Raw genomic sequence first — 8,190 nt, forward strand, 5'->3', positions numbered from 1 at the left:
CGCATCCGCCACTTCAGCGCACACTCAGCACGAACGCCGCCACGCCGACCAGGGCTGCCGCCGCCCCGGCGAGCCGGCCGGCCCGGGCGGCGCGCGGGAACTCGGTGCGCTCCCGAGGGCCGTCCCCGTCGAAGTCGCGGACCACGGGTCGCATCCGGGAGCGATGCCGATCGCGGCCGAACACGACGCAGGCCACGGCGGTGATCCAGGCGGCTACCCCGACGACGAACATGCCTCGGGAATGTACGCCCGACCCGGTGGGCTGTCACCGCGGCGCACGGGGTGCACGCCGGGGCGCACGCCGGCCGTGCCCGCGCCGACCGGAAAACCCTTTGCGGGGTGGGCGGTTGCCGTGGCTTGATGGAGGCCGAGCCGAGACGGGTCCTTCCGTGTGACCTGTCCTTGTAGGGAGAGGAGCGAGCCGGTGCGGTTCCGTGACAACAGCCGATGCCCCGTCAAGGGTGCCTCGGCCCGCCGCGTGTAACCCCTGCTTCGCTTCCGCTCCGCGGGACCCGCGGTCGCCAAACCCTGCGGCCCCGCCACCGGCCGCCCCGTGCCGCACCCGGATTCACCACCCGGAGTGCGCCGGGACGGCCCACCCAAGCTTCGAGCCGATGTGCTCATGTTTCGTCGTACCCACTCAGGAGAGTGACCAGTTATGTCGTACACCGAGGTCCCGGGCGCCCGGGTCCCGATTCGCATGTGGACCGACCCCGCCGCGGTCGAGGGTCAGGCCATGCAGCAGCTCCGCAACATCACCACCCTCCCGTGGCTGCACGGCCTCGCCGTGATGCCCGACGTGCACTTCGGCCGCGGCGCCACGGTCGGCTCCGTCATCGCCATGCGCGACGCGGTCTGCCCGGCGGCGGTGGGCGTGGACATCGGTTGTGGGATGAGCGCGGTCAAGACCACGCTCACCGCGGCCGATCTGCCCGACGACCTGTCCCGGGTGCGGTCCAAGATCGAGCAGGCGATCCCGGTCGGGATGGGCATGCACGGCGAGGCGGTCGACCCGAGCAAGCTGTACGGGCTCTCGACGGCCGGGTGGGCGGAGTTCTGGTCGCGCTTCGACGACGTCGCGGACGCGGTGAAGTTCCGGCGCGAGCGGGCGATGAAGCAGCTGGGGTCGCTCGGATCCGGGAACCATTTCGTCGAGTTTTGTGTAGACACATCCGACTCGGTATGGCTCATGCTGCACTCTGGCTCGCGCAACATCGGCAAGGAACTGGCGGACCACCACATGTCGGTGGCCCAGTCGCTGCCGCACAACCGGGGCATCGTCGACCGGGACCTCGCGGTCTTCATCAGCGGCACTCCGCAGATGGACGCGTACCGCTCCGACCTGTACTGGGCGCAGGAGTACGCGGCGAAGAACCGGGCGATCATGATGGCCCTGTTCCAGGAAGTGATCCGGCGCGAGTTCCGCAAGGCCCGGGTGGGCTTCGAGGAGCCGATCAGCTGTCACCACAACTACGTCTCGGAGGAGACCTACGACGGTGTGGACCTGCTCGTGACCCGCAAGGGCGCGATTCGGGCGGGCCGTGGTGACCTCGGCATCATCCCGGGCTCGATGGGCACGCGGTCGTACATCGTCCGGGGCCTGGGCAACGAGGCCGCGTTCAACTCCGCCTCGCACGGTGCCGGCCGCAAGATGAGCCGGAACGCCGCCAAGAAGCGGTTCACGGTCGAGGACCTCGCCAAGCAGACCGAGGGTGTGGAGTGCCGCAAGGACTCGGGCGTCGTGGACGAGATCCCGGGCGCCTACAAGAAGATCGAGCAGGTCATGCGTCAGCAGCAGGACCTGGTCGAGGTCGTCGCCGAACTGCGCCAGGTGATCTGCGTCAAGGGCTGAGCTCCGACGCCGGATCGGTCGAAGTCCCGCCCTCCGTGAGCAACTGCTCGCCGGAGGGCGGGACTTCGGTGTTTCCGGGGGTTCGTCGGAGTGGTTCTTCAGGAGGTGCGGGTGGTGCGGGCGAGGATGTGGACGGCTCGGGTGAGGGTGGCCAGGGCGGCGGTGGCGGCGAGGGTGCGGGCGATGTTCCAGGCTATCCAGGCGTTTTCGACGTCGTCGCGGAGCTTGGCGGGGTCGGCGATCTCGGCGGGGTTGCCGGCGTCCTCGATCTTGTTGTTCAGCGGGATGTTGCCGCCCATGGTGATCAGCATGCCGAGGAAGGCGAGGGCCACGCCGGCGATGATCCAGCGGTTCGCCTCGGTGTGGCCGAGCTTGCGGGTCCGGACGATCGAGATCACGCCGAGGATCGGGGCGCCGAAGAAGCACGCGAAGAAGACCGGGTTCTCGATCCGCTTGTTGACGTGCTGGAGGAAGTCGATGAAGGTGCGGTCGTCGACGTCCGCCAGGCCCGGCATGATCGCGACGGCGAAGCAGAAGTAGACACCGGCGACCAGGCCCGTGGTGAGCAGGGTGGCGCCGAGCAGTACGGCGGCGGTGCGGGTGGGACGTGGGGTGGGGTGCGAAATGATGGACTGCTCGGTCATGCCTGGATCCCCGTTTTCGAGTGACTGGTTGCCGGGTGCGGGTGCGGAGTTTCGGGTGCTCGGGTGGCGGTGGTGGCGCGTCGTCAGCGGGTCAGGGCCATGACGAGGCAGGCCGCCGCCGCGATGCCGGAGAGTGCGCGGACGTGGTTCGCCCTGGTCCAGTCGGCGAGATAGCCGGCCCAGAGGCGTTCCTCCGCGGCGGAGTTCGGCTCGACCGCGGCGAGTGCGTTGTTGCGGGGCACGTGGTAGCCGCCGGTGAGCACGATCGTGCCGACCAGGTAGAGCACGGCGCCGACGAGCAGGTACACCGCGTACGCCTCGCCCCACGAGACGACCGCCGCGATGCCCAGGCCCACGCACAGCAGGGCGGTGCCGAACAGGCCGGCCATGAAGGGGGCGGTCACGGCCGTGACGTTTATCGAACGCATGGCCGCGGCCCCCTGAGCCGCCGGCAGCCGACCGAGGCCTGCCATGACGAAGGAGGAGAAGCCGAAGAAGACTCCGCCCATGGATGCGCAGCCCAGGGCCGCGACAAGCGTCAGGATGAACAGGGGGCCGCTCATGGTCACACCTTCCAGACGCCGCGGGCGGCGGCGTCACGTGCGTAGTCGGAGAAGTCGCGGGGTGCCCGACCGAGCGCGCGCTGCACACCGTCGCAGACGTGTGCGTTGCGCCCGTCGAGGACCTCGCCGAACAGGAAGGCCAGCAGGTCGATGACCTCGGCGGGCACCCCGTGATCGGCCAGGACCGCCGAGTATGCCTCCAACGGGACCTGCACGAACGTGATTTTCCGGCCCGACGCACGGGCGATCTCGGCGACCGCGTCGGCGAAGGTGAGCAGCCGCGGACCGGTCACCTCGTATACCTGGCCGAAGTGCCCGTCCTCGGTGAGCGCGGCGACCGCGACGTCGGCGATGTCGTCCACGTCGACGAAGGGTTCGCCCACGTCGCCGACCGGAAGAGCGACCTCGCCGCCCAGGATCGGGCCGAGGAACTCGCCCTCGTCGAAGTTCTGCGCGAAGAAGGAGGCCCGGACGATCGTCCACTCGGCGCCGGACGCGCGCACCCGGGCCTCGGCGTCCTGCGCCTCGGGCTCGCCGCGGCCGGACAGCAGGACCAGGTGCCGCACGCCGCTCTCGACGGCGAGGTCGGCGAACGCGCCGACCGTGTCCGCACCGCCGGGCGCGGCGATGTCGGGCTGGAAGGAGACGTACACGCTGTCGATGCCGCGCAGCGCCGGGGCCCAGGTGGTGCGATCCGCCCAGTCGAACGGGACGAGTGCCGACCGGGAGCCGAGCCGAACCGCACGGCCCAGCCCGGTGAGCTTCTCGGCGATCCGCCGGCCGGTCTTCCCGGTCCCGCCCAGGACCAGCGTGGTGGTGCCGGTGTTGCCGGTGGTGTTCGCGGGGTTCTGCTCGTTCGTTGTCATGGCTCTATTCAATGCCCGCGGGGTGAGACTGAACATCGCTCAAACGCCCAATTACATGTTTGATCGTCTAAGGTTTCGGCATGGATGCTCTCGCGAGTCTGCTCAACGGACCTCGGGCGCAAGGCGCCTTCCTGCTCCGTTCGATGCTGAGTCCGCCGTGGTCCATGCGCATCCACGACGAGGCGCCGCTGACGATCGTGTCGATGGTGCGCGGCCATGCGTGGATCGCGCTGGACCGGGGCGAGGCCCTGCGACTGACCGCCGGCGACGTGGCGATCGTGCGCGGTCCCGACCACTACCGGATCTCCGACGACCCGGCCTCGCAGCCGCAGATCATCATCCATCCGGGCCAGCGCTGCTCGACCCCGGACGGCCGGGACCTGGCCAAGGAGATGGCGCTGGGCGTGCGCACCTGGGGCAACAGCGCGGACGCCGAGACGATCATGTTGACCGGGACCTACCAGATGGCCGGCGAGGTCAGCCGCTCGCTGCTGGAGGCGCTGCCCACGCTCGCGGTGGTGCGTCACAGCGAGGGGGACTTCCCGGTGATCCCGCTGCTGGCCGACGAGATCGTCAAGGACGACCCCGGGCAGGACGCGGTCCTGGACCGGCTGTTGGACCTGCTGCTGATCGCCATGCTGCGCACGTGGTTCGCCCGGTCGGGCACGGATGCGCCGGGCTGGTACCGCGGTTACCGCGATCCCGTGGTCGGGCACGTGCTGAGCCTGATCTACAACAACCCCGAACAACCGTGGACGGTCGCGTCGCTGGCCGCCGAGGCGGGGGTCTCCCGGGCCTCGCTGGCCCGCCGGTTCGCCGAGTTGATCGGCGAACCGCCGATGACCTTCCTCACCGGCTGGCGCCTCGCACTGGCCGCGGACCTGTTGTGCGACCCGAACGCCACGGTCGGCGGGGTCGCGGAGAAGGTGGGCTACGGCGACGCGTTCGCGCTCAGCACGGCCTTCAAGCGGGTCCGGGGGCTGAGCCCGCGCGAACACCGGGCCCGGGCACTGCGGCGCGAGGGTGTGGGCATCGACGGCTCGCGGCACCTGATCGCGGACCGCGTCTGAGCGCTCGGGTGGGCCCCGCCGGGGTCCGGCTCGGCTCGCTCACCCCGACCCAGGACTTCGCCTACCCGACCGATACCGCCGAGGGGTTCCCGGCGGTCGCGCTCGCCGACGCCACACTATGCGAGGTGATCAACCTGGGCACCGGCACCGAGGTCTCGATCGGCGAACCGGCCCGGGCGCTGATCGTGACCTCCGGTCGGGACGCGGAGATCGTGGTCGACCCCACCCGCCTGCGCCCGACCGGCAGCGAGGTCGAACGCCTGCTCTCCGACAACACCAAGGCCCGCGAACTCGCCGGCGGGAAGCCCCGCGTCGACCTCCCCGAGGGCCTGCGCCGCACCTCCGCCTGGATCGAGGCCAACCCCGACTCCTTCGCCCCGAACCGCTACCAGGTCTGAACCGGCCCGGAAGCGCATGTCGGCGGCGTGGTGTCGGGCGGTCTGCGGGCGACTGGTGGGTCGAGGTGTACGCGTGGCGGCATGGTCGCCGGGTGGGGCGCCGGGTCGCCGGTCGCTCGCTCATTCGTCGGGTGGGGTGCCGGGTCGCTGGGCCGGTCGCTCGCTCGTACGGGGGTGGGGCGCCGGGTCGCTGGGCCGGTCGCTCGCTTGTACGGGTGGGGTGCCGGGTCGCTGGGCCGCTCGCTCGTCGGCCGCTCGCCGATCGCTTGCTCGCCGATCGCTCGCTCGCCGATCGCTCGCTCGTCGGCCGCCCGCCGCCCGCAGGCCGCCCGTCCGCCGGCCCGGGGCGGGCGTGTTCGGGGGTTCAGTAGGCTCGGAGATCGACATCGGCGAAGTGAATCGAACCCGAATCGATCGCAAGCAATCCGAACCGAACCGATCCGAACGGCACGCGCGTGGCACTTGCACCTCGTATCACGGTCGTCGAGACCGCACGACTGGTTCTGACTCGGCCCCACCCCGAGGACGCCGCGGCGGTGTTCGCGGTGCACGGGGATCCGGAGACCAACCGGTACAACCCGCACGGACCGATGCGGTCGGCCGAGGAGGGGGTCGCGTTCCTCACCTCGATGATCGAGGACTGGGAGCGGGACGGGATCGGCTACTGCGCGGTCGCACCGCGTGCGGATCCGGCCGGGGTGTTCGGCTTCGCCGGGACGCAGTTGACCCGGCGGCTGCGACCGGACGGCATACCGGTGTTCAACCTCTACTACCGTTTCGCGCCGATCGCGTGGGGCCGGGGACTGGCCCGCGAGGCGGTCGACGCCACCCTCGACCTGGCCCGCGGGACGCTCCCGACGATGCCGATCGTCGCGGTGATCGACGCGGCCAACGTGCCGTCCCTGACCCTGGCCCGCCGGGTCGGTTTCCGGGCAAGCGACGCGTTCGTGGACCGGGAGGGCCGCGACGTGTACATGCTGCCGCAGGACGGCGCGGCGGACACGGACTAGGCCGCCGAGTCGGCGGCGGCGCGCTCGGCGGCGGCCCGCTCGGCGAACACGGCGCGGGCGACCGTGATGCCGTTCAGCGCGGCGGGGAAGCCCGCGTAGCCGACCATCTGGGTAATCGTCTCGACCACCTCCTCCTCGGTGCCGCCGACGTTGAGCAGGGCGTGGATGTGCACCGCGAGCTGCGGCGCGGCCGTGCCGAGCGCGGTGCACAGCGCGACCGTTGCGAGTTCGCGGGTCTTCAGGTCCAGACCGGTGCGCGAGTACACGTCGCCGAACGCGAATTCGAGCACGTAGCGGCCCAGGTCCGGGGCGATGTCCCGAAGCGAAGCGATGACCTGTTCGCCGGCGTGGCCGTCGATCTCGGTGAGCGCGGCCAGACCGCGGCGGTAACGCTCGGCGGTGGTCTCCGCCGGCGCCGGCGCGGAAACCTCGTCCGGCGTGGCCTCGGCCGCCGCCGGATGGGCCTCGAAGACCTCGCGCGCCGCGGTCAGGCCGTTGAGCGCGGCCGGGAAACCGGCGTACACGCAGACGTGGATCAGGGTCTCCACGATCTCGCGCCGAGTACAGCCGACGTTGAGCGCGCCGGCCAGATGGAATCGCAGCTGCGGCGCTGCGTTACCGATCGCGGCCAGGGCCGCGACGTTGGCCAACTGCCGCTGCCGGAGCGTGAGTCCGGGACGCGAGTAGATGTCGCCGTAGCCGAACTCGACGGTGTACCGAGCCAGATCGGGAGCGATGTCGGCGAGGCTTTCGAGCACGGCGGGCCGATCGGTACCGGCAACCTGCCGCAGTACGGCAAGGCCGCGCTCGTAGCGGTTGTCCTGGGCGTTGGTGGTGGCGGTCTCGGGTGCGTTGTTCATGACCGGGACCCTACGAGTTGGAGTGAACTCGAAGTCAAGGGCGCCAAGTCGACGCCGGGGTGCGGCGGTGCGGTGGTGCGCGGTGGGTGGTGGGTGGTGGGTGCCGTGGTGCGTGGTGCGTGGTGTGGTGCGGTGGGCGGTGCGGTGCGGTGCGCGGCGCGTCTTGAGTCGGGGTGCGTTCGTGTTTCCGGCGGTGGTGGGGGTTGGTGGGCTTGGGCGCGGGTGGCTTTGTGCTCACCGGTCGGCGTGGCCTGGTGGAGATGGGCCCGGTCCCAGGGTCACCGGCGGTCAGGAGCCTTGGGTTTCCCGGCGAGATGCGGGTGTCGCGTGCGGGAAAAGCGCTGGCAACGGCGGAGCGGGAGGGCGGCCCGGCAAGGTTCGCCGGGGAGCCTTCCCGAGTGGGCCGGGCGTTCTCGGCGTGCGGCCGCGTCTTGGTCGGGTAGGGCGCGGATGGCCTTGTGCTAACCGGTCGACGTGGACCGGCGGAGATCAGCCCGGTCCCACAGTCACCGGCGGTCAGGAGCCCTGGGTTCTCCGGCGAGACGGTGGCGTCGCCTGCGGGAAAGGCGCTGGCAACGGCGGAGCGGGAGGGTACTGCCGTCAGGTCCGCCGGGGGGCCTTCCCGAGTGGGCCCGGGCGTTCTTGGCGTGCGGCCGCGTCTTGGTCGGGTCGGGCGCGGGTGGCCTTGTGCTCACCGGTCGGCGTGGCCTGGTGGAGATGGGCCCGGTCCCAATGTCACCGGCGGTCAGGAGCCCTGGGCTCCCCGGCGAGATGCGGGTGTTGCCTGCGGAGAAAAGCGCTGGCAACGGCGCGGAGGGTGGGCGGCCCGGTCAGGTTCGCCGGGGAGCCTTCCCGAGTGGGTTGGGCGTTCTCGGCCGGCGGTCGCGCCTGGGTGGGCAGCGGGTGGCTTTGTGCTAACCGGTCGGC

General features: G+C 71.1%; 8 protein-coding genes and 1 pseudogene. 4 read left to right on the top strand and 5 right to left on the bottom strand.

The annotated features are described in order from the left end of the window. Positions 1–13: 13 nt before the first annotated feature. Positions 14–232 carry a hypothetical protein gene (locus tag ACIBM5_RS41550; protein ID WP_391586636.1) on the bottom strand — a complete coding sequence of 73 codons (219 nt, stop codon included), beginning with the start codon at positions 230–232 and terminating at the stop codon, positions 14–16. A gap of 426 nt (positions 233–658) precedes the next feature. Here ACIBM5_RS41550 and ACIBM5_RS41555 point away from each other — a divergent pair, with 426 nt between their 5' ends. Next, the gene (locus ACIBM5_RS41555; RefSeq protein WP_396011875.1) at positions 659–1,852 is read left to right on the top strand and encodes an RtcB family protein; all 1,194 of its coding nucleotides are present in this window, start codon (positions 659–661) and stop codon (positions 1,850–1,852) included. Between the two features lie 98 nt (positions 1,853–1,950). Here the strand turns inward: ACIBM5_RS41555 and ACIBM5_RS41560 are convergent, their stop codons facing one another. The 3 genes from ACIBM5_RS41560 to ACIBM5_RS41570 all read right to left on the bottom strand — a co-directional run bounded on the left by ACIBM5_RS41560 (position 1,951) and on the right by ACIBM5_RS41570 (position 3,925). Beyond that, complete coding sequence (locus tag ACIBM5_RS41560; protein ID WP_396011876.1) at positions 1,951–2,496, bottom strand: DUF1772 domain-containing protein; 546 nt, start codon at positions 2,494–2,496, stop codon at positions 1,951–1,953. A gap of 83 nt (positions 2,497–2,579) precedes the next feature. After that, positions 2,580–3,059: a DUF1772 domain-containing protein gene (locus tag ACIBM5_RS41565; RefSeq protein WP_391586639.1), complete on the bottom strand. Its 480-nt coding sequence runs from the start codon at positions 3,057–3,059 to the stop codon at positions 2,580–2,582. A gap of 2 nt (positions 3,060–3,061) precedes the next feature. Beyond that, positions 3,062–3,925, bottom strand: coding sequence for an NAD(P)H-binding protein (locus tag ACIBM5_RS41570; protein WP_396011877.1), 864 nt, complete (start codon positions 3,923–3,925; stop codon positions 3,062–3,064). 80 nt (positions 3,926–4,005) lie between these two features. Between ACIBM5_RS41570 and ACIBM5_RS41575 the strand changes: the two genes are divergently transcribed. From ACIBM5_RS41575 to ACIBM5_RS41585, 3 genes and pseudogenes are all read left to right on the top strand, one after another. Beyond that, positions 4,006–4,995: an AraC family transcriptional regulator gene (locus tag ACIBM5_RS41575; RefSeq protein WP_396011878.1), complete on the top strand. Its 990-nt coding sequence runs from the start codon at positions 4,006–4,008 to the stop codon at positions 4,993–4,995. Next, positions 4,983–5,393, top strand: a pseudogene (locus tag ACIBM5_RS41580) (NAD-dependent dehydratase); the annotation flags it as partial. The gene ACIBM5_RS41575 and the pseudogene ACIBM5_RS41580, both read left to right, overlap by 13 nt. 455 nt (positions 5,394–5,848) lie before the next feature. Beyond that, positions 5,849–6,403, top strand: coding sequence for a GNAT family N-acetyltransferase (locus tag ACIBM5_RS41585; protein ID WP_396011879.1), 555 nt, complete (start codon positions 5,849–5,851; stop codon positions 6,401–6,403). Here ACIBM5_RS41585 and ACIBM5_RS41590 read toward each other — a convergent pair. After that, positions 6,400–7,263 carry a carboxymuconolactone decarboxylase family protein gene (locus ACIBM5_RS41590; protein ID WP_396011880.1) on the bottom strand — a complete coding sequence of 288 codons (864 nt, stop codon included), beginning with the start codon at positions 7,261–7,263 and terminating at the stop codon, positions 6,400–6,402. The two genes, ACIBM5_RS41585 and ACIBM5_RS41590, sit on opposite strands and share 4 nt — an antisense overlap. Positions 7,264–8,190: the final 927 nt, after the last annotated feature.

Origin of the sequence: Embleya sp. NPDC050493 (assembly GCF_044458105.1) — a bacterium.
In the GTDB taxonomy this organism is placed as follows: Bacteria; Actinomycetota; Actinomycetes; order Streptomycetales; family Streptomycetaceae; genus Embleya.

Bases quoted from the DNA above. Each gene is read 5' to 3' on its own strand.
- ACIBM5_RS41550 (WP_391586636.1), bottom strand. From the start codon at position 232: ATGTTCGTCGTCGGGGTAGCCGCCTGGATCACCGCCGTGGCCTGCGTC.
- ACIBM5_RS41555 (WP_396011875.1), top strand. From the start codon at position 659: ATGTCGTACACCGAGGTCCCGGGCGCCCGGGTCCCGATTCGCATGTGG.
- ACIBM5_RS41560 (WP_396011876.1), bottom strand. From the start codon at position 2,496: ATGACCGAGCAGTCCATCATTTCGCACCCCACCCCACGTCCCACCCGC.
- ACIBM5_RS41565 (WP_391586639.1), bottom strand. From the start codon at position 3,059: ATGAGCGGCCCCCTGTTCATCCTGACGCTTGTCGCGGCCCTGGGCTGC.
- ACIBM5_RS41570 (WP_396011877.1), bottom strand. From the start codon at position 3,925: ATGACAACGAACGAGCAGAACCCCGCGAACACCACCGGCAACACCGGC.
- ACIBM5_RS41575 (WP_396011878.1), top strand. From the start codon at position 4,006: ATGGATGCTCTCGCGAGTCTGCTCAACGGACCTCGGGCGCAAGGCGCC.
- ACIBM5_RS41590 (WP_396011880.1), bottom strand. From the start codon at position 7,263: ATGAACAACGCACCCGAGACCGCCACCACCAACGCCCAGGACAACCGC.